The sequence below is a fragment of the Caulobacter sp. DWR2-3-1b2 genome (genome assembly GCF_049896345.1).
Classification (GTDB): domain Bacteria; phylum Pseudomonadota; class Alphaproteobacteria; order Caulobacterales; family Caulobacteraceae; genus Caulobacter.
Genome location: NZ_JAFCUC010000004.1, coordinates 233,322 through 252,774, shown reverse-complemented (window position 1 = coordinate 252,774; position 19,453 = coordinate 233,322). Strand labels below are relative to the sequence as shown.

The following is a 19,453-nucleotide window of genomic DNA, read 5'->3' as shown; positions in this document are numbered from 1 at the left end:
CGCGATCAGGGTTTTACCCTATGGATGAACGGCGCGCGCTGTTGCAACCTGAGCGGGCTTGCAGATGCCGGGTGGCCTCCCCCGATTCCCCCCGGCATGTCGGTCCGCCCAATTCCGAGGGGGTATGACCAGATCGCAGGCTGAGAGCCGGTCGGGGTGTCCCGACGCATAAATCCGGCCGGCTCTCCACCGCTTGCAAACCGCCTCAGACGATCACGGCGCGGCATTAGCCTGACGCGGCGCTTCCTCGACAGGCATGTCGAGATCGCCGAGGCCGGCGGTCTTGACCGCCTCACGCAGCTTGGTGATGGGCTCACCGGCCAGGGTCGAGAACGAGAGCTCGCTCTCGACGGCCCGGTTCTCGGCAAGGTTGGCGAAGGCGGTGGGCGAGGCTGGATCCTTGTTCAGCGACACCGCATAGGTCTTGCCTGGCAAGGTTCGGCACAGCAGGACGAAGGTCTTGGTGTCGTTCAGCAGGCGCGGGGTCTTCAGGCACTCCAGCGCATCGCCGCTGGCCGAGGGAGCATAGGCGAAGTCGCGCGGGGTCATCGGCTGGTCAAACACCACCTTCAACACCAACACGCCGGGCGCGATCGCCTGGCCTGCGGCGGGCCAGGTGCCCACGACCCTTGGCTTGGCCGTCGGCGGCATCACCAACACCGGCGACACCGAGGTCGGCTCCTCGCGCGGCCGGGGCGTTGAAGGCTTGGGTGGGGACACGGCGGATTGCGCCAAGGCGGGGCCGGAGGCGAGGCACAGGGTCAGGGCGAGGGTCAAGGCGCGCATATATTGTATCGTGCCGCTAAAGCGCGGCCTTCTCAAGGCCGAGGAAGCGTCTGGCGAGGCGCTAGCGCGCCTTTAGTTCAGATTGAATCGGCAGCCAAATATTCCGTCTCCCCGGCGAAGGGGAACTGGAGCGAAGCATCTGTGTAGCCAAACACGCGCTAGCGCGTCAGCCAGGGCTTGCTCTTGTTGCTCGAATTAGCCGCCGCCGCCTGCTCGCGCTGGAACTTCCCGCCGCGCGGCGGTTTCGGCTTGGCGGCCAGGGCGGCCTTCTTCAGGCGCAGGGCGCGCTGGATCGGGGTCTCGCCGGGAACTTCGGGGGAATCTTCAGGCTGGTCGGTCATGATCGCTTTCTAGCATGAGCCGCGACCGACCGCGATGTCGCTGGCGCCGACTCTCGGCCTGAGGCATCGTCGCGGCGTGGGCGGCGTGGGCGGCGTGGGCGACGTGGGCGGCGTGGGCGACGTGGCGATTAACGGAAAGACCTGGAACGAGGCCGAGCACGACCTGGTGGTCGGCGACTATTTTGTCATGCTCGACAAGGTGATGACCGGCCGCGCCCTTGATCCGGCCACCCACCAGCGGGCTCTGCGCTTCGTGACCAACCGCTCGGGCGGGGCGATCACCTTCCTGCAGGGCGAGATCTCGGCGATCCTGACGCTCGTCGGTCTGCCGACCCTCAAGGACCATCCGCCGCGCTGGGACTTCGGCGACGTCCTGGTCGATGCGATAGACCGACATCTGACCGCCAAGCCCGCCGCCCTGAAGGACCTGGCCCAGCCGCCGGCCCTGTTGGGTCGCGCCGCCGCGCCCGTTCTGGCCGAAGGCGCGCCGGCCCAGGCCGTGCCGGTCCGTCCCAGCGAGCGGACGCGCGCCCTCATCGCCCGCTTCGACCCCGCCGACCGCGACGGCGACGCCCGCATCCTGAGCCGCATCGGCGTCGCAGCCGCCTTGGCCTATGAGCAGACCCGCCTAACCGCGCGCGGTCGGCCCGACCTCGCCGACCAGGTCCGCCTGGCCCTGCCCCCGGACGATGAGGGCTGCGACCTCGTCAGCTTCAGCCGCACCGGCGCCCCGCGCCGCATCGCCGTCAAAACCACCACGGGAGGCGCGGCGACGCCCTTTAGGCTGAACCAGGGCGAGGAAGCGTTGAGCCGCGAGCAGCCCGAAGCGTTCCAGGTCTACCGGCTGTACGACGTGGCGCGGGAGGCCAGGGTGTTTCGTGTGCGCGGCGCGCGCGGCGCCGTCTAGAGCATTTCCCGACCTGACTGCGTCAGGCCGTGAGCTCTGATATTTTGTTTTGAAGCATTTTTCTTCACGCGAACCGGAACCACTTCGCTCGAAAAATGCCTTAGGGCACGTCGTTCCGCGCCCAAGGCCCGAACGCCGGACGCTGCTTCAGCCGCGCGTAATAGGCTTCGACCGCCGGCAGTTCCGCGCGGTCCATCGGCGTCGCCACCCAACGGTGCACTGACACGCCCATCACCACGTCGGCCACGCTGAAATCGTGTCCGGCGACATGGGCGCCGGTGATCCGCAGTTGTTGTTCGAGGATGGTCATGGCCCCATTCCAGGCTTGGACGCTGGCGGCGATCTGCGCCGCGTCGCCATAGCCCGGCGTAGGACGGCCCAGGGCCAGGAAGGCGTAGCCCCAGGTCGGGTTGAGCTCGGTGGCCTGCCAGTCCATCCACTGCTCGACCACGGCGCGCGGCCGAACCACGGCGGGCAGCAGGTGGCCGCCGCCATAGCGGGCGGCGAGATACCGGCAGATGGTGTTGCTCTCGTAGAGCGCGCCCTGCTCGTCGATAAGCACCGGCACCAGGCCGTTGAGGTTCAGCGCCAGGAATTCCGGGTTCTGGGTCGAAGCGAACCCCTTGCCCCAGTCCTCGCGCTCATAGGCCAAGCCAAGCTCGTCGCAGGTCCACAGCACCTTGCGGACATTGAGGGACGAGGTGCGGCCGAGGATTTTCAGCATGTGTTCTCCAACGATGAAGCCGCGTGAATCGCCATTCAAACGCACTTCACCTATGCTGGCTTTGATGACCCGCGACGCCGTTATCGCCGTTCTGCGCACCGCCGAGGCGGCTTTGCGCGCCATGGGCGTTTCCCGAGCGGCTCTATTCGGATCGACCGCTCGAGGTGAGGCGCGACCGGACAGTGATCTGGACATCCTGGTCGAATTGGACCCAGCAGCGAAGATCGATCTGCACGACTATGTCGGAATCCAGCATTTTTTGGCCGACCTGTTTGTCGAGCCCGTTGATGTGGTCAAACGCGAGAGCTTGAAGGCGCATGTGCGCCCATCCGCCGAGCGCGATGCGATCTATGCCTTCTGAACGAGACGTTCAGGCCTGGACCGATATTCTGGAAAACGCGCGTCTGGCGCTCGCTTTCACCATCGGTCTCGACGAAGCCGCCTTGGCCCATGATACCAAAAGCTTCTACGCGGCGACCCGCTGCCTTGATGTGACCGAGCGCTAACGCTTCGCCGACTTGCCATGGCGGGAGATCATGGGCTCGGGCAATGTCTACCGGCATGACTATGACGACGTATCGCCGGCCTTAGTCTGGGCCACCGTCACCTACCGCCTTCCACAGCTGATCGCTGCCGCGGAGGGCGCGTTAAACGGTCAGGGGTAGCCAGCTTGGCCTGGATCAATCCCCGTCCATCTTCAACGCCGCGATGAACGCTTCCTGCGGGATTTCGACCTTGCCGAACTGGCGCATGCGCTTCTTGCCGGCTTTTTGCTTGTCGAGCAGCTTGCGTTTGCGCGAGGCGTCGCCGCCGTAGCACTTGGCGGTGACGTCCTTACGCAGGGCGCGGACGGTTTCGCGGGCGATGATCTTGCCGCCGATCGCCGCCTGGATGGGGATGACGAACATGTGCTGCGGGATGAGCTCCTTCATCTTCTCGCACATGCCCCGGCCCCGGCTCTCGGCGCGGTCGCGGTGGACCAGCATCGACAGGGCGTCGACCGGCTCGGCATTGACCAGGATCGACATTTTGACCAGGTCGCCGGGCTTGTAATCCTCGACCTGATAGTCGAACGAGGCATAGCCCTTGGAGATCGATTTCAGGCGGTCATAGAAGTCGAACACCACCTCGTTGAGCGGCAGCTCATAGACCAGCATGGCGCGGTTACCGACATAGCTCAGCTCGCGCTGCACGCCGCGACGGTCCTGGCACAGCTTGATGACGCCGCCGAGATATTCGTCCGGGGTGAAGATCGTCGCCTTGATCCACGGTTCGAGAATGCTCTCGATGTGCATGGGGTCGGGCATGTCGGCGGGGTTGTGGAGCTCGATCTCCGTGCCGTCGCGCATCTGGATCTTGTAGACCACCGACGGGGCGGTCGCGATCAGGTCGAGGTCGAACTCGCGCGAGAGGCGCTCCTGGATGATTTCCAGGTGCAGCAGACCCAGGAACCCGCAGCGGAAACCAAAGCCCAGGGCGGCGCTGCTTTCCATCTCGTAGGTGAAACTGCCGTCATTGAGGCGCAGGCGGCCAACGGCGGCGCGCAGGGCCTCGAAGTCAGCGGCGTCGACCGGGAACAGGCCGCAGAACACCACCGGTTGCACGTCCTTGAAGCCGGGCAGGGCCTTGTCGGTGGGCTTCTTCTCGTCGGTGATGGTGTCGCCGACGGCGGCGTCGGCCACTTCTTTAATTTGGGCGGTGATGAAGCCGATCTCCCCGGGGCCGAGGCTCTCGACGGGGGTATTTTTGGGCTTGAAGACCCCGACCCGGTCGATCAGGTGGGTGGAGCCGTGCTGCATCATCTTGATCTTCTGGCCGGCGCGCAGGCGGCCGTCGATCACCCGGACCAGCACCACGACGCCCAGATAGGCGTCGTACCAGGCGTCGACCAACAGGGCCTTCAGCGGCGCGTTCTCGTCGCCCTTGGGCGGCGGCAGGCGGGTGACGATGGCTTCGAGCACGTCATGGATGCCGACGCCTGACTTGGCGCTGGCCAGCACCGCGTCGCTGGCGTCCAGGCCGATCAGGTCCTCGATCTGGGCGCGCACCCGCTCGGGCTCGGCGGCCGGCAGGTCGATCTTGTTGAGGACCGGGACGATCTCGTGATTGTTGTCGATGGCCGAATAGACATTGGCCAGGGTCTGGGCCTCCACGCCCTGCGAGGCGTCCACGACCAGAATCGAGCCTTCGCAGGCGGCCAGTGAACGTGAGACCTCATAGGCGAAGTCGACGTGGCCGGGGGTGTCCATCAAATTGAGGATGTAGGTCTGGCCATCGTCAGCCTTGTACTCCAGGCGCACGGTCTGGGCCTTGATGGTGATCCCGCGCTCCTTCTCGATGTCCATGTTGTCGAGGACCTGGGCGGTCATTTCACGCGCCGTGAGGCCGCCGGTCTCCTGGATCAGGCGGTCGGACAGGGTGCTCTTGCCGTGGTCGATGTGGGCCACGATGGAGAAGTTGCGGATCAGGTTCAGAGGCGTCGAAGTCATGGGCGTGCGTCTAGCATATTTGCGGGCGTTCGCGAGCGTAGTTCCTCCCCCTGTGGGGGAGGTGGCCCGTAGCGCCGGAGGGGGAGCGGGGGGCGGGGCGCCATCGTGGGGCTGCCTGTCGGCCGATCACTCCCCCCTCCGTCGGCTGCGCCGACACCTCCCCCCATGGGGGGGGGAACGGTGGCATGGTTAACCGTGCCTTAAGCTCCCGGCCGCAAACCGGACATGAAGGCTTGGCACTCTGAAGCCTGTCGGACATCACGAGAGCACCCCCATGGACCGCCGCAAGCTGATCCTTTCCGGTATGGCCACCGCCGGCCTCGGGGGCTGCGCCAGCACGTCCCAGCCGCGTGACCCGTACAACGCCAAGGCTCCGGCCTATGACACCGGCGCGGCCGCCACCTATTCGGCCGACGAGATCATCCGCAACGGTTCGGACTTCCTGGGCGTGGCCGCCGAGACGGTCGGCGCAGCGGTCGAGCGGGTGTTCCGCGACAATGGCCAGCCCACCGGCTACATCGCCGGCGAGGAGGGCTCGGGCGCCATCGGCCTGGGCCTGCGCTACGGCCGGGGTCTGCTCTACATGAAGGGCCGGCCGACCCAGGAAGTGTTCTGGCAGGGCCCCTCGGTGGGCTGGGACTGGGGCGGCAACGTCAGCCGAGCCTTCACCCTGTGCTATAATCTGCAATATCCGGACGCCATCTTCCGCCGCTTCCCGGGCGTCGAGGGCACGGCCTATCTGATCGGCGGCCTCGGCGTGAACTACCAGCGCGCCGACACCATCACCCTGGCCCCGATCCGCGCTGGCCTCGGCCTGCGCCTGGGGGCCAATGTGGGTTATCTGGCCTACAGCCGGCAGCGGAATCTCATCCCGTTCTAGAGTTTTCAGGTCCTCCCCCTGCCCACAGGGGCTGAAAGCGGCGCCGCCAGTTCATGGCTAGTTTCCCCTTCGGCGCCCAGGGTCGAGGCGTCCAGTCGAACATTTTAGCGGCTTCAGGCCAGTGTCACCGTCACGCTCTGCGCCACCATATTGGCCCGGCCGAAGATCGTCAGGAACGCGACGTCCGCCGCGTCGCGGCCGTAGGCGATGCGGACCAGGCCGTCGATCGGCGCCAAGCCCGTGGGATCCAGCAGCCGCCAGCGGTCGCCGACGAACACCTCGGCCACGGCGTGGAAGTCGGGCGGGTGCAGGCCCAGGGCATAGACGCTGGCGACTCGGGCCGGAATATCGCTGGCTCGGCACAGGGTGACGGCCAGGTGGGCGTAGTCGCGGCAGACGCCGGCGCGCTGGACATAGGTTTCCAGCGCCGTGGTCCGGGAGTCACTGCAGGGGATGTATTCCAGGTGGGCGGCGATCCAATCCATGATCGCGCTGACCCGTTCGCCGCCGCGCAAGCTGCCAAACTTCTGGCGGGCGATGGTCTCGAAGGTGTCGGACGGGCAATAGCGGCTGCCGCGCAGGAAGGGCAGGGTGTCTACCGGCAGTTCGGCGATGGGGTGCTGGTCCGAACCTGTCAGTTCCATCTCGCGCGGATCGATCTCGACCTCGGCGGTGTAGACCATGGACAGATGGCCCTGGTGGGTGAAGGCCACACGACGCTCGCCCGTCGTCGGGTCGTCGCGGCGGGTGACGACCAAGGGCGGGTCAAAGGTCAGGGTCTCGCCGATCACGCGCTGATCGGCGGCGACGGCGGCCTCGATCTGCAGCAGCGATTCAGAGCGTTCCGGGAACTCGTAGTCCAGCTGCGCCTCGATCTTTACGCGCATCGTCAAACTCTCCCGGGGTGAACCATGCCAACGGCTTGCCCGGGTGAAGGTTCAGACGGGCGTCCGGGCTTAGACGCGCTGTGGGTCGAAGAGTCCAGCTAGCCGCCCCACACCTGCTTCAAGCGCAGATCACGGCCGCAGCCGGTGCGATACAGGTGATATTGGACCGCGTGGTTCTTGGCGTAGTCGCGGTGATAGGCCTCGGCTGGCCAGAAGGTCTTGGCGTCGAGGATCTGGGCCTTCATCCCGCCGGACTTCAAGCGCACGGCGGCCTCGGCGCGGGATTTTTCGGCGATCGGGCGCTGGGCGGGGGTGACGAAGACGGCGGGCTTGTAGGACGGGCCGCGGTCGCAGAACTGGCCGCCGTCATCGGTGGGGTCGACCAGTTTCCAATACTTGTAGAGCAGGAAACCGTAGTCGAGCTTGACGGGGTCATAGGTGACGCGCACCGACTCGTAATGCCCGCTACGTTCGCTTGTGACGTCTTCGTAGGTGGGCTTGGCGACGTGGCCGCCGGTATAGCCGGACTCCACCTTCAGCACGCCGGGAATGCCGCGCATGTCGTTCTCCATGCACCAGAAGCAGCCGCCGGCGAACACGGCGGTCTGGGTCTGGGTCGCGGGCTTGGGCGCGGCGGCGAGGGCGGCGCTCGGCATCAGCAGGACGGTGAGCAGGACGAGCAGGCGGCGGATCATCGGGTGGCTCCAGGGTGCGTACCGATAGATACGGACGAGACCGCCGAAAGGTTACATCCCTATCGCCAGCCGAACCCGACGCTGCGCACCGAAGGCGCGGCGGCCAGGCGCGCGGCCAGGACCTGGGCGCGGTCGTCGCCCTGGTCGTCGATCTCCATGCGGATGGAAAGGCCCGCGCCGTCCGGCTGGGCGGTCAGGGAGCGCAGGCGGGTTTGCTGCACATTGGCCACGCCCAACACCCGCATCAGGGCGTCGGGCGTGTCGTCGGCGATCACCAAGAACAGACGGCGTTTGTCTTCTTCCGGTTGACTCACGGCCGCACCCACTGATGTTCGACGCTGGCCGAGGTGACGCCGGGCCAGGCGGCCAGGTCGCGGGCCAGCAGGCGGGCGGCCTGGTCGCTGAGATGGCGCACCCGTAAGGAGCCTTCGACGATCTGGCCGACCGGCTTCATCGACAGACCGCACAGCTCGGCGCCGCTGTCGGCCAGGCCCTGGCGGACCGCGTCCAGGGCGGAGTTCGCATCCTGGGCGGCTAGCAGCAGCTGGTGGATGGTGACGCCTTGGTGGTCGGAGTTGAAGGCGGGTGGGGAAGGCAGGTAGCTCATGGGTTCAAGGTCCTTGGATTTGAGAGGAGGACCGACGAGCGCACAGCAAAAACCCCGCTCCTTTCGGAAGCGGGGCTTTGCGGATCTTGCGATCTTCGGCGGTGTTGCGGGTCTAGTCCGCGCGCCTGTGCTGCCCCGTCCGAATCCGAACGGTTTTAATCTTGGCCTGCATCATAATGGCGCGCGTACGCGAGATCGCGAGCCCGGCGGTGAGGCCGGTCGCGATCAGAACGGTCATGGCCAGCTGCGCGTGCATCTTGGCGAACGGACTCCGTGTGCGGCTTTACAGGTAGCGCGGGGTTGGGCGCTGCGCAAGGGGCGGCCGTTGCGGCGCGGCGTTTGGTCCAGACTGCGCAAGAAATATGCGACGGCGCCAACTTGTAAGTCCTCCCCCTGTGGGGGAGGACCTATGTCCTACGACCTCAACGTCCCGCCCACCTTCTCCACCGCCGCCACGATCTTGCCCGACAGCGCCTCGATCTCAGCCTCCGTCAGGGTCTTGTCTCGCGGCTGCACCACCACCTCGAGCGCCACCGACTTGAAACCCTCCGGCACGCCGGGGCCCTGATAGACGTCGAACACGCGCACCGCCGTGATCAGCGCCTTGTCGGCGCCGGCCGCAGCCCTCACCAGGTCGCCCGCCGCCTTGGCCTTGTCGGTCACGAAGGCGAAGTCGCGGGTCAGGGGCATCAGCGCCGAGGGGCTGAAGGCGGCGCGCGCCTTGAGGGCTCTCTTCTTGGGCTCGGGGACGGCCTCCAAGGTAATCTCGAAACCATAGACCGGGCCGGCCACATCCAGGGCCTTCAGCACCGCCGGGTGAAGTTCGCCAAACTCGGCCAGCACCGCCTTGGGGCCCAGTTGCAGGCGCGCCGAGCGGCCCGGATGCCACCAGGACGAGGCCAAGCCCTGTGCGGTCTGCAAGGACGCGACCGGCGCGCCGATCTCCTCCAGCAGGGCCATCAGATCGGCCTTGACCGAGAACAGGTCCTCGGCCGGCGTCTTGGCCCAGCCGCGCGGGGCGCGGGGAACCAGAATGGCGGCGATGGGGGTCTTCTGGTCCTGCGGGCGATCGCCGAGGAACACCGGGCCGATCTCGAACAGGGCGATGTCCGAAAAGCCCTTGCGGGCGGTGCGGCCGGCCGCCTCGATCAGGTTGGGCAGCAAGGAGGGGCGCATGCAATCCAGGTCGGCGGCGATCGGATTGGCCAGCACCAGCTGCGCCGCGCCGCCGCCGAACAGCGCCGCCGTCTTGCGGCTGGTGAAGCTGAAGGTCAGGGCCTCGGCATAGCCGGCGGCGGCCAGGGCGCGGCGGGCCACGCGGACGCGGGCCTGCTGGGCGGTCAGCACGCCGCCGACGGCGCGGGGAACCTCGGGCAGGGGCGTGGAGGGCAATTCGCCATAGCCGGCGATGCGGGCCACTTCTTCCACCAGGTCGGCCTTGCCGTCCACGTCGCGGCGGAAGGTCGGCGGGGTGACGCAGACCAGGCTCTCGGCGTTCATGGCGAATGCGGTGGTCGAGACGTCGCTGGGGGGGGCGATGGCGAAGCCCAGGTCAGTCAGAATCTTCAGGCTGCGCTCAGGCGTGATGGCCAGGCCCGACAGCTGCTCGACATAGGCCGGGTCGAAGAGAATCGGGCCTGGCGCTTCGGGCGCTTGACCGGCCACCACGACCTCCGAGGCCTCGCCGCCGCACAGCTCGAGGATCATCCGGGTCGCCAGCTCCAGGCCAGGCACGACCGAGCCGGTGTCGACCGTGCGGGCGAAGCGGTACTGGGCGTCGCTGTTGATGCCGGTGGCGCGGCCGGTCTGCGCGATACGGATCGGCTCGAACCAGGCGCTTTCCACGAAGACCTCGGTGGTGGCGTCCGAACAGCCGGTGCTCATCCCGCCCATGACGCCGCCCAAACCGATCGGGCGATTGCCGGCGGCGTCGGCGATGACGCTCATCTCGGGCGTGATGTCATAGGTCTTGCCGTCCAGGGCGATCAACTGCTCGTCCTGGTGCTCGGCCGGCGAGGGCTGGTCGCCGGGGGTGACCTGCGCCTTGCCGCGTCCCAGGCGCGCCTCGATGACGTTGCCGACCAGCAGCTTGGCGTCATAGACGTGCAGCGGCCGGGCGCGGTCATAGGTGATCAGGTTGGTGATATCGACCAGGGTGTTGATCGGGCGCAGGCCGATGGCCTTCAGCCGGTCGGCCAGCCACCCAGGACTTGGACCGTTGCGGATCCCCCTGATCAGCCGGCCGCTGAAAACCGGGCAGGCGTCGCCATCGACCTTGATGCTGATCGGGCAGGGGAAGGTCCCCGGCACGGGGGCGATCGACAGGTCCTTCAGCGTGCCCACGCCAGCCGCCGCGAGGTCGCGGGCGATGCCGGCCACGCCCAGCCAGTCGGGGCGGTTGGGGGTGACCTCGAAGTCGATGACGGCTTCCAGGCCGAGCGCCTGGCTCGCGGGCGTGCCGACGGCGAGATCATCGGACAGTTCCAGTATGCCCTCGGCGCCGTCGTCGGCCTCCAGCTCGGAGCCCGAGCACAGCATGCCGTTCGAGACGACGCCGCGCACCGGCTTCTCGACCAGGGTGACGCCCAGGCCCGGCACATAGGCGCCGATCGGGGCATAGATGGTGGTCAGGCCAGCCCGGGCGTTGGGCGCGCCGCAGACGATCTCCTTGCGGCCGTCAACGGTGTCGACCTGGCAGACGCGCAGGCGGTCGGCGTTGGGGTGCTGGACCGCTTCCACGATCTTGGCGACCGTGAAGGCCGCCAGCTTGGTCGCCGGATCGGTGACGTGCTCGACCTCGAGGCCGGCCATGGTCATGGCGGCGACGACGGTGGTGGCGGACGCCTCGGTGTCGAGGTGATCCTTGAGCCAGGAGAGGGTGAATTTCATGGGTCTACCGGTTCTTCAGGTACGTGCGGGTCGCGCTCAGGATCTCGTCGGCGCAGACAGGCAGGGTGGCTTCGGTGCAGGTCGCCTCGCCGACGAGCGGCGCGGCGCCAGCGCGGGAAATCGAATAGGGCGCGGTGGCATGGAGCGTGCCGCCATCTTGGCGCCAGGCGAGGTGGTTGGTGATCTCCACCTTCACAAGGCCTTCGCCGGACTGCGCCAGGCTAAAGTCCTTCGCGGCGCCAAACGCCTTTTCCAGGGCGTCGAAGTTGCGATTGGTCAGGCCGTCGTCGCCGACCTTCCACAACGCGACCGGCGTCGCGGCAAGGGCGGGCGAGGCGGCGAGGACCGTCAGAGCCAGGCTGGCGACGCCGAGCGCGCGCATCAGCTAAGCCCGCTAGCCGCGTTCGGCGCGGCGAAGGCGCTGAAGCCGTAGTGGGCCAGCCAGCGGCCGTCGGACGACCACATGTCGCGCAGGTCGGGCATGCCGTATTTCAGCATGGCCAGCCGGTCGACGCCCATGCCGAAGGCGAAGCCCTGGTACTCGTCGGGATCGATCCCACAGGCCCGCAACACGTTGGGATGGACCATGCCGCAGCCCAGGATCTCGAGCCAGCTCGTGCCCTGGCCGATCTTGATCTCGCCGCCCCTCTCCCCGGGTTTTGGGCGGTCGCACTGCACATCCATCTCGGCCGAGGGCTCGGTGAACGGGAAGTGGTGAGGGCGAAACTGGGTGGTCACGGCGCCCGTCTCGAAGAACCGGGCCAGGAAGGTCTCCAGGGTCCACTTCAGGTGCCCCATGTGGATGCCCTTGTCGATCACCAGGCCCTCGACCTGGTGGAAGACCGGGGTATGGGTGGCGTCGTTGTCGACCCGATAGGTGCGGCCGGGCGCGATGATGCGGATCGGCGGTGTCTGCGACACCATGGTCCGCACCTGTACGGGGCTGGTGTGGGTGCGCAGCAACAGCTTCTCGCCGTCTTCCTTCTCGTTGAAGAAGAAGGTGTCGTGCATTTCCCGCGCCGGATGCTTGGGCGGGAAGTTCAGGGCCGTGAAGTTGTGGAAGTCATCCTCGATATCGGGACCTTCGGCCACGGCGAAGCCCATCTCGGCGAAGATGGCGATCATCTCGTCCAGGGTCTGCATGGTGGGGTGAACGCCGCCCTTGCGGCGATAGGGGGCGGGCAGGGTGAGGTCCAGGGTCTCGCTGGCCAGGCGCGCGTCGAGGGCGGCGGTTTCCAGCGCGGCCTTCCTGTCGCTCAGCGCCGTCTGCACGCGGTCGCGCAGCACGTTGATCGCCGCGCCGCGTTCCTTGCGCTCGTCGGGGCTCATGGCCCCCAGGGTCTTGAGCAGGCCCGAGATCGAGCCGGTCTTGCCCAGGGCGGACACGCGCACGGCGTCCAGGGCGGCGAGGTCGCCAGCGGCGGCGACTTGCGCCAGCACGTCGGCTTCGAGAGGTGTGAGATCGGTCATGACGGGGTTCCGTCTAGGCGGTTTCGGGGGCTGTTGGAACTAGCGACTGACGTCATTTCCCTCCTCCTGGGGGGGGAGGGGCAGGGGAAGAGCGTTCCGCCGAGGCCCAGACGGCAAAAAGCCCCCCGGCTCACACCGGAGGGCTTTTCCAGATCGCGATCGGGCGGACCCGAAAACAGACCTTAGGCGGCCAGGGCGGTGCGGACCTTGTCGGCAATGGCCTTGAACGCAGCCGGGTCTTGACCTGCGATATCCGAGAGGACCTTGCGGTCGATCACGATACCCGCCACGTCCAGGCCGTGGATAAATTGCGAGTAGGTAAAGCCCTCGACGCGGGCGCCGGCGTTGATGCGTTGGATCCACAGCGAACGGAAGGCGCGCTTGCGCACCTTGCGGTCGCGATAGGCGTACTGCCCGGCCTTGTCGACGGCCTGCTTGGCGATACGGATGGTGTTCTTGCGACGGCCGTAGAAACCCTTGGCCTGTTCAAGAACCTTCTTGTGCTTGGCGTGGGCGGTGACGCCCCGTTTGACGCGAGCCATATCTCAGCGCTCCTCTTAAAGGCCGTAGGGCATGTACGAACGGATGGTCTTGGTGTCCGAAGCACTCATGACCTTCGTTCCGCGGTTTTGGCGGATGTACTTGCCGTTGTGGCCGATCAGACGGTGACGCTTGCCGGCGACGCCGGCTTTCAGCAGGCCCGTGGCCGTGATCTTGAAGCGCTTCTTGGCGCCCGACTTGGTCTTCAACTTAGGCATTTCGCGTCGGAGCGTTTAACCGCCCCGTCCTCTAGAGAAGCATGACGAACCGCCATGGCATGCCATTAGCCAGGCGGTTCCGGAAAGGCGGGGTTAGTACGGGAAAGGGGCGGCGAAGGCAAGAGCCGTCTCCGCCCCTCGGCCCGTCGCGCTGTCGGTCAGTTCGGCGGATTGTGCTTTTCGAGGAAGGCGACGGTTTCCGACAGCATCTGCTGGCGGGTGCCCTCGCGCGAGAGCCAGTGGTCCTCCGCCTTGAGGGTCACGAACTCGACAGGCTTCTTGGCCTTTTCCAAGGCGCGGCGCATGGCTACGCTCTGATCGTAATAGACGACCGTGTCATCCTTGCCGTGGATCAGCAGCACAGGGCCGTCGGCCTTGTCGGCGAAATTGACGGGGGAGCGTTCCCGGAGCTTGGGGTCCGACGACCGCTCGACGCCCATATAACGTTTCCAGTAGCGCACGGCGGTGCTGTCGGGGCCGCTCTGGCTGCTCTCCTTGGCGAGCATCTGGGCCATGTCCGAAACTCCGGCCACGGCGACGGCGCAGCGATAGACACCCTTGTCCAGGGTGATGCCGGCCAGGGCCGCGTAGCCACCATAGCTCGCGCCGGCGATGCAGACCCGCTTGGGATCCACGACGCCCTGTTGCGCGAGGTAGCGTACGCCGTCCGACAGGTCGGTTTGCATCTTGGCGCCCCACTCGCCATAGGCGGCCTCGATAAAGGCGTGACCGTACCCTGACGAGCCGCGGAAGTTGGCCTGCAACACGGCGTAGCCACGCGAGGCCAGGGCCTGGGCCCACCAGTCGAACCCGGCGGTGTCGCGCGACTGCGGCCCGCCGTGCGGCATGACGATCAGCGGCAGGCCTTTGGGCGCCCTACCGTTGGGCAAGGTCAGGTAGCCGCTGATCTCCAGGCCATCGGCGGCCTTGTACTTGATAGCCTTCACCGTCGCGATGTCGGCGCTGGTCAAGGCGGGATAGGCCGCGCCGATCCGCTTCACCTTCTTAGCGCCCAGATCGACGAGATAGTAGCCGCCCGGCTCTCCAGTACCCTCCACATAGACGATCAGCTTGGCGTAGTCGGGCGTGTTGGAGGTCAGGCTCACTTGGCGTCCGGCGAACACCTGACGCACCTGGGGCCAGATCGCCTTCAGGCGCGGCTCGAAGAAGTCATATTCGGTGTAGACGTCCGTATAGGACAGACCCACCAGTCGACGCTCTTCGTCGGTGATCGTGCCGAACGGTTTGTCGGGGCCGAAAAACTCGCCCTGTTTGCCATCCGCCAACGCGAACGGCGCCAGGCGCCACCGGTCGTTCTTCTCGTCCCAGAGGGTGAGGATAACCGACTTCTCGTCCAGCGACCGACCCACGAGGTCGGGCTGATCAATGGGCGCGATTTCGCTATAGGCCTGTTCCCAGCCGCCATGACGCAGTTCGAGCCGCCAGGCGCCGTCCTTGGCGCGATACTTGACCCGCGCCAGGACTGTCCCGTCGGACTTGGCCAGGAATTCCTTGGTCTCCGCGTCGCCCATCTGTTGCTTGCGCGCCATGCCCGTTTCCGGGTCCATGCGGTAGAAATCCAAATGGCCGTCGTCCTGCCAGCTCTGCGCCTCCTTAGCGTAGAGGCTGGCCCAGATCACAGGTTTGCCTTCCAACGTGCCGCCATGCGGCGTGTCCATCATCACGTTGAGGACCGATTGTTCCGAACCGCTGGGCAGTTGCACCATCGCGCCGGTCTTCACGTTCAGGCTCAGCGCCTGATACCATTCGCCGACATAGGCGATGTTGGCGATACCGACGGTTGTCGAGACCTGAATCATGACATGAGTGCCGTCGACCCAGCTCACCGCCCTCACCTTGCGCGGGCCTAGATTGGCCGATTGCAACACCGTGCCGTCCAGCCCCATGGCGACGACGGTGGCGGCGCCGCCCTCATTGGCGATGTAGGCGATGTCGGCGCCATTCGCCGAGATCGAGACGTCGCTCATAGCCGGCAGGCGGCCATAGGCGTCGATCGGCGACGCCACCGCCGCGCCAATTCCGACCAACGCGGCCAAGGTGGCGCCCGCGAACAACTTCAACATGAAAACCCCCGAACTCTACCCGTCTGGGGTAACCCGGCCAAGGTAGAGCTGTCCAGCCTATGCCGCCGCCTTGGCCCTGTGCTCGATCGTCAGGGCGAAGGCGATGGCCGGGATCATCAGCGCGGCGCCGAACCAGTAGGGCCCGCCGATGGCCAGGCCAAACAAGGGGCCGGCCAGCATGGGTCCGCTCATCCGGGCCAGCGAGCCGGCGGCCATGTTCAGGCCCAGCAGGGCGGGGGTTGAGAGCGTGGACATCGGGCCGCGCGGTTTACGCCAGATCACGCGCCCTGGCGACCGCTGTCCGAAATTTCACCGGGCGTCTTTGGCCGGTCAGTTCGGCGGGTTGTTCTTCTCCAGGAAGGCCACCATCGCGGTCAGCATCTGCAGTCGCGTCGCGCCTCTGGATAGAAAGTGATCCTCGCCGTCGAGCGTGACCAGTTCGACCGGCTTGCCCGCCTTCTTCAGGGCGTCGACCATCAGGGTGCTCTGGACATAGGGAACGGTGGTGTCGTCCTTGCCGTGGATCAGCTGCAGCGGGATCTCGATCTTGTCGGCCATCTTGGCCGGCGAGATCAGGGCCAGGTCGGGGTCCTTGAGGCCATCGGCGCCCATGAACCGCAGCCAGTAGCGCTGAGCCGAGTTATTGCCCGTCTCGAAACGCTTGCTGCCGTCGACCACGAACCGCTTGAGGTCCGAGAGGCCGGCGACCGACGACGCGCAGCGATAGACGCCGCGATCCAGCGTTGCGCCGGCCAGGGCCGCGTAGCCGCCATAGCTGGCGCCGACGATGCAGACGCGCTTGGGGTCGATTGTCCCCTGCGTGGCCAGATAGCGTACGCCGTCCGAGAGGTCGGTCTGCATGGTCTTGCCCCACTGGCCGTAGCCCTTTTCGAGGAAGGCCTGGCCAAAGCCGTCCGAACCGCGGAAATTGGGCTGCAGCACCGCATAGCCGCGCGAGGCCAGGGCCTGGGACCACCAGTCGAAGCCCGGCATATCGCGCCACGCGGGGCCGCCGTGCGGCAGCACCAACAGCGGCAGGTTCTTGGGCTCCTTGCCGCGCGGCAGGGTCAGATAGCCGGTGATCTCCAGGCCATCGGCGGCCTTGTACTTGACCGGGCGAACCTCGGAGACGCCGTCGGGCGTCAGCTTGCTGTAGATGTCGCCCAGCCAGCGGGCGCTCTTGGCGTCCAGATCCACCAGCGCGTAGGCCGGGCCCAGGGTAGGCGAGTCGACCTTGACCACCACCTTGCGCCGGTCATCCGACCAGGATTCCAGCGAGACCTGGTCGCCGGGAAAGGCCTTGCGCACGGCGCTCCAGTTGGCCTGGGTCTTGGTGTCGAAGAAGGTATAGCGGCGCTCGTCGCCGACCAGGCTGTAGCCACCCAGCAGGCGCGAGCCGTCGGGCGCGGGGATCGGGCTGTCGTAGTCGCCGCTGCCCGGCACGTCGACGTGGCCGCCGTCTGAGGCGTATTCGCGCAGCAGGGTCTTGTCGGTGTCCTCGTCATAGGCCCAGACCAGCACGCTGCGCCCGTCGCGCCCCATGCCTTTAACGCCAAAGGAGCCCATCTTCGAGACGGTCTTCTCGACCGTGGTCCAGCCGCCGTCGCCCTTGACCTTCAGGCTCCAGGCGCCCTGTTTTTCGTCATAGATCGACTGGGCCAGCGGCTGACCCGCAGGGGAAACCAGCCAGTCGTCGGTGTTTTCGCTGCCGCCGCTGTCCAGCATCTTGGTGACGCCGGTCTTCAGATTAACCCGGTAGAGGGTGTTCCAACCGCGATTGTCGTTGAAATGCACGCCCTCGACGAAGGCTTGGGGTACGCCGTCGATGAACCGCACGTCGGGCGTTTCCAGAATGACGTTCATCGCGCCTTCCTGGTTTTTCAGCAGCAGGGTCTGCTTCTTGGTGACCAGGTTGAAGTCGAAGCCCATCAGATATTCGCGCTTGGGCCCGCTCAGACCAAAGACCTCGGCGGTGCTTGAGGTGGTGATCAGCACGTGCTCTTGCCCCGCCCACTGCACGGCGCGCAACTTGGTGTTTCCGAAGTTCATGGCGCTGAGCAGTTTGCCGCCCTCGGCCGCCTCACGGACGACCAGCATCCGCTTCTCGCCATCGGTCACCGCGATCGCCAGGAGCTTGCCGTCAGGCGAAATCTCCACCTGTTCCAGGTTGGGCAGGCCGCCATAGACCGACAGAGGCGTCACCTCGGCCTGGGCGACGCCCGCCAAGGTGCTCGCCATGGAGACGCAGGCCGAAACGACGGCCAGAAAGCGTTTCAACACTTAGGACTCCCCGATACCGGGGGCAACCTGCCCATTGTCGCGCTTGTTTGCAAGGTGCGGTTGCGGGCGGCTGGGCAAGGAAAAACGCCCCGGCCGATGGGCCGGGGCGTTTTGCGGAATGGGCCTGAAAGCCTGGTCCTAGCGCGGGGCCAGGATCATGATCATCTGGCGGCCTTCCATGCGCGGCTCGTACTCGACCTTGGCGATCTCGTCGAAGTCGGCCTTGACCTTCAGCAGCAGCTTCATGCCCAGCTCGGGGTGGGCCATTTCACGGCCGCGGAAACGCAGGGTCACCTTGACCTTGTCGCCTTCCTCGAAGAACCGGCTCATCGACTTGGCCTTCACGTCATAGTCGTGAATGTCGATGTTGGGGCGAAGCTTGATTTCCTTGAGCTCGACGATCTTCTGCCGCTTGCGGGCCTCGTTCTTCTTCTTCTGCTCCTGGAACTTAAACTTGCCATAGTCCAGGATTTTGCAGACGGGAGGGTTCGCGTTGGGAACGATCTCGACCAGGTCCAGGCCAGCCTCCTCGGCCGCTTCGAGCGCGGCGGAAATCGGCATCTCGCCTTGCTTCTCGCCATTGTGGTCGATCAGCAGGACGCGGGGGACCCGAATGTCTTCGTTGATACGCGGACCATCCTTGACGGGCGGCGTTTGCATAGGACGGCGAATAGGGCGGCTCCGGTGTTGTTTAAGGGCGTTTGCACCACGATAGCATGAACGTAGCGCTATGGCGTTGAATAGGTTCGCGCGGCGCCCTGGGGACGCCGCGTTCGCCTAGTGATATATGACGAAGGAGTCCCGCGCTATCAAGGCGCCGCGCGTCCAAGGCCCCGCTTTTTGGGCCTTGTCGTGTCAGGAACGGGTAGGGGAGCGAGGCGTTCGGTCGGGCTGGCCTTCATTTCCAGCCGTGATCCGTTCAGTCCCGATGACCATCTCCCCCGTGGCGGCCCCCGTCGCCTCCGCCTCCGCGCCCGCTTCAGCCGCGCGCCATACGCCGATCGAGGACGTCCACGCCCTGCTGATCGGCTCCAGTTTCATTGCCGTGGGCCTGACCCTGCTGAAGGCCGCGGGCCTGTCGACCGGCGGGCTGGCGGGGGTGGCGCTGATCATCTCGTACCTAACCCACTGGCCGGTCGGGGTGCTGTTCTTCCTGATCAACATTCCGTTCTATGTTCTGGCCCAGCGCACCCTGGGCTGGGTGTTCACGGGCAAGACCCTGGTCACCAACCTGCTGCTGATGGGCCTGGCCTGGGCCATGCCGCACTGGCTGAAGATCACCGGCGTCGACCCGTTGTTCGCCGCGATCTTCGGCGGCACGATCATCGGCATGGGGATCCTGGCCCTGGCGCGGCACAAGTCCAGCGTCGGCGGCATCGGCGTGCTGGCCCTGTGGCTCTACGAGAAACGCGGGATCAGCGCCGGCAAGGTGCAGATGGCGTCGGACTGCGTGATCGTGGTCGCGGCCTTCGCGGTGATCTCGTGGGACAGGCTGCTGCTGTCCATCCTGTCGGCTGTCGCGCTCAGCGTGGTGATCATCGCCAATCACAAGCCTGGGCGGTACGAGGGGTATTGAGATCGGAACTGAGCTGGGGACATTCACTTGTGCGTGTCCCCACTCGGAGGCATGACGCCAAGACCCGGGGACACGCACAA

Annotated in this window: 22 protein-coding genes and 1 pseudogene; 5 read left to right on the top strand and 18 right to left on the bottom strand. The window is 66.3% G+C overall.

The features are described 5' to 3' along the window. Positions 1 to 213: 213 nt before the first annotated feature. Together ACP694_RS13095 and ACP694_RS13090 are read right to left on the bottom strand one after the other, a co-directional pair. Positions 214 to 786 (bottom strand): hypothetical protein, encoded by a 573-nt coding sequence (locus ACP694_RS13095; RefSeq protein WP_426013010.1) that lies wholly within the window; start codon positions 784 to 786, stop codon positions 214 to 216. A 158-nt stretch (positions 787 to 944) separates the two neighbouring features. Further along, positions 945 to 1,127 (bottom strand): hypothetical protein, encoded by a 183-nt coding sequence (locus ACP694_RS13090; protein ID WP_426013008.1) that lies wholly within the window; start codon positions 1,125 to 1,127, stop codon positions 945 to 947. 34 nt (positions 1,128 to 1,161) lie between these two features. Between ACP694_RS13090 and ACP694_RS13085 the strand changes: the two genes are divergently transcribed. Beyond that, a complete protein-coding gene (locus tag ACP694_RS13085) occupies positions 1,162 to 2,034 on the top strand; it encodes a DUF3883 domain-containing protein (protein WP_426013006.1) in 873 nt (290 codons plus the stop codon). Positions 2,035 to 2,134: 100 nt separating this feature from the next. Here the strand turns inward: ACP694_RS13085 and ACP694_RS13080 are convergent, their stop codons facing one another. Next, entirely contained in the window at positions 2,135 to 2,758 is a 624-nt protein-coding gene (locus ACP694_RS13080) for a glutathione S-transferase family protein (protein ID WP_426013004.1), read from the bottom strand. A 64-nt stretch (positions 2,759 to 2,822) separates the two neighbouring features. Between ACP694_RS13080 and ACP694_RS13075 the strand changes: the two genes are divergently transcribed. Both ACP694_RS13075 and ACP694_RS13070 read left to right on the top strand, forming a co-directional pair. Then, positions 2,823 to 3,119, top strand: a complete 297-nt coding sequence (locus tag ACP694_RS13075; protein ID WP_426013002.1) for a nucleotidyltransferase family protein — start codon at positions 2,823 to 2,825, stop codon at positions 3,117 to 3,119. A gap of 157 nt (positions 3,120 to 3,276) precedes the next feature. Beyond that, on the top strand, positions 3,277 to 3,423 hold the full coding sequence (locus ACP694_RS13070) for a DUF86 domain-containing protein (RefSeq protein ID WP_426013000.1): 147 nt from the start codon (positions 3,277 to 3,279) through the stop codon (positions 3,421 to 3,423). Between the two features lie 15 nt (positions 3,424 to 3,438). On the opposite strand, the gene lepA is transcribed toward ACP694_RS13070, so the two are convergent. Then, positions 3,439 to 5,247 (bottom strand): translation elongation factor 4, encoded by a 1,809-nt coding sequence (gene lepA / locus ACP694_RS13065; protein ID WP_426012998.1) that lies wholly within the window; start codon positions 5,245 to 5,247, stop codon positions 3,439 to 3,441. Between the two features lie 274 nt (positions 5,248 to 5,521). On the opposite strand from lepA, the gene ACP694_RS13060 reads away from it, so the two are divergent. After that, positions 5,522 to 6,127 carry a DUF1134 domain-containing protein gene (locus ACP694_RS13060; protein ID WP_426012996.1) on the top strand — a complete coding sequence of 202 codons (606 nt, stop codon included), beginning with the start codon at positions 5,522 to 5,524 and terminating at the stop codon, positions 6,125 to 6,127. 113 nt (positions 6,128 to 6,240) lie between these two features. Here the strand turns inward: ACP694_RS13060 and ACP694_RS13055 are convergent, their stop codons facing one another. From ACP694_RS13055 to infC, 14 genes and pseudogenes are all read right to left on the bottom strand, one after another. Then, positions 6,241 to 7,014, bottom strand: a complete 774-nt coding sequence (locus ACP694_RS13055) for a transglutaminase-like domain-containing protein (RefSeq protein ID WP_426012993.1) — start codon at positions 7,012 to 7,014, stop codon at positions 6,241 to 6,243. 98 nt (positions 7,015 to 7,112) lie between these two features. Then, the gene (gene msrA, locus ACP694_RS13050; RefSeq protein WP_426013267.1) at positions 7,113 to 7,706 is read right to left on the bottom strand and encodes a peptide-methionine (S)-S-oxide reductase MsrA; all 594 of its coding nucleotides are present in this window, start codon (positions 7,704 to 7,706) and stop codon (positions 7,113 to 7,115) included. 62 nt (positions 7,707 to 7,768) lie between these two features. Then, the gene (locus ACP694_RS13045; protein ID WP_426012992.1) at positions 7,769 to 8,035 is read right to left on the bottom strand and encodes a hypothetical protein; all 267 of its coding nucleotides are present in this window, start codon (positions 8,033 to 8,035) and stop codon (positions 7,769 to 7,771) included. Next, on the bottom strand, positions 8,020 to 8,316 hold the full coding sequence (locus ACP694_RS13040) for a hypothetical protein (RefSeq protein ID WP_426012989.1): 297 nt from the start codon (positions 8,314 to 8,316) through the stop codon (positions 8,020 to 8,022). Before ACP694_RS13040 ends, ACP694_RS13045 begins: the two co-directional genes overlap by 16 nt. Positions 8,317 to 8,428: 112 nt before the next feature. Next, the gene (locus ACP694_RS13035) at positions 8,429 to 8,554 is read right to left on the bottom strand and encodes a hypothetical protein (RefSeq protein ID WP_426012988.1); all 126 of its coding nucleotides are present in this window, start codon (positions 8,552 to 8,554) and stop codon (positions 8,429 to 8,431) included. A gap of 176 nt (positions 8,555 to 8,730) precedes the next feature. Then, positions 8,731 to 11,205 (bottom strand): phenylalanine--tRNA ligase subunit beta, encoded by a 2,475-nt coding sequence (gene pheT / locus ACP694_RS13030; RefSeq protein WP_426012987.1) that lies wholly within the window; start codon positions 11,203 to 11,205, stop codon positions 8,731 to 8,733. 4 nt (positions 11,206 to 11,209) lie between these two features. Then, entirely contained in the window at positions 11,210 to 11,587 is a 378-nt protein-coding gene (locus ACP694_RS13025) for a hypothetical protein (RefSeq protein WP_426012986.1), read from the bottom strand. Then, positions 11,587 to 12,675 (bottom strand): phenylalanine--tRNA ligase subunit alpha, encoded by a 1,089-nt coding sequence (pheS, locus tag ACP694_RS13020; RefSeq protein ID WP_426012985.1) that lies wholly within the window; start codon positions 12,673 to 12,675, stop codon positions 11,587 to 11,589. Before pheS ends, ACP694_RS13025 begins: the two co-directional genes overlap by 1 nt. A gap of 182 nt (positions 12,676 to 12,857) precedes the next feature. Then, on the bottom strand, positions 12,858 to 13,217 hold the full coding sequence (gene rplT, locus ACP694_RS13015; protein ID WP_426012983.1) for a 50S ribosomal protein L20: 360 nt from the start codon (positions 13,215 to 13,217) through the stop codon (positions 12,858 to 12,860). Between the two features lie 15 nt (positions 13,218 to 13,232). Then, positions 13,233 to 13,433 carry a 50S ribosomal protein L35 gene (gene rpmI, locus ACP694_RS13010; RefSeq protein ID WP_012285249.1) on the bottom strand — a complete coding sequence of 67 codons (201 nt, stop codon included), beginning with the start codon at positions 13,431 to 13,433 and terminating at the stop codon, positions 13,233 to 13,235. Between the two features lie 158 nt (positions 13,434 to 13,591). Further along, the gene (locus ACP694_RS13005) at positions 13,592 to 15,517 is read right to left on the bottom strand and encodes an alpha/beta hydrolase family protein (protein WP_426012981.1); all 1,926 of its coding nucleotides are present in this window, start codon (positions 15,515 to 15,517) and stop codon (positions 13,592 to 13,594) included. A 57-nt stretch (positions 15,518 to 15,574) separates the two neighbouring features. Continuing rightward, positions 15,575 to 15,748 (bottom strand): annotated as a pseudogene (locus tag ACP694_RS13000) (MFS transporter); the annotation flags it as partial. Positions 15,749 to 15,847: 99 nt separating this feature from the next. Then, entirely contained in the window at positions 15,848 to 17,755 is a 1,908-nt protein-coding gene (locus ACP694_RS12995; RefSeq protein WP_426013265.1) for an alpha/beta fold hydrolase, read from the bottom strand. Between the two features lie 180 nt (positions 17,756 to 17,935). Next, positions 17,936 to 18,457 (bottom strand): translation initiation factor IF-3, encoded by a 522-nt coding sequence (infC, locus tag ACP694_RS12990; protein WP_426012979.1) that lies wholly within the window; start codon positions 18,455 to 18,457, stop codon positions 17,936 to 17,938. A 268-nt stretch (positions 18,458 to 18,725) separates the two neighbouring features. On the opposite strand from infC, the gene ACP694_RS12985 reads away from it, so the two are divergent. Next, the gene (locus tag ACP694_RS12985; RefSeq protein WP_426012977.1) at positions 18,726 to 19,373 is read left to right on the top strand and encodes a YitT family protein; all 648 of its coding nucleotides are present in this window, start codon (positions 18,726 to 18,728) and stop codon (positions 19,371 to 19,373) included. The last annotated feature ends 80 nt before the right edge of the window (positions 19,374 to 19,453 follow it).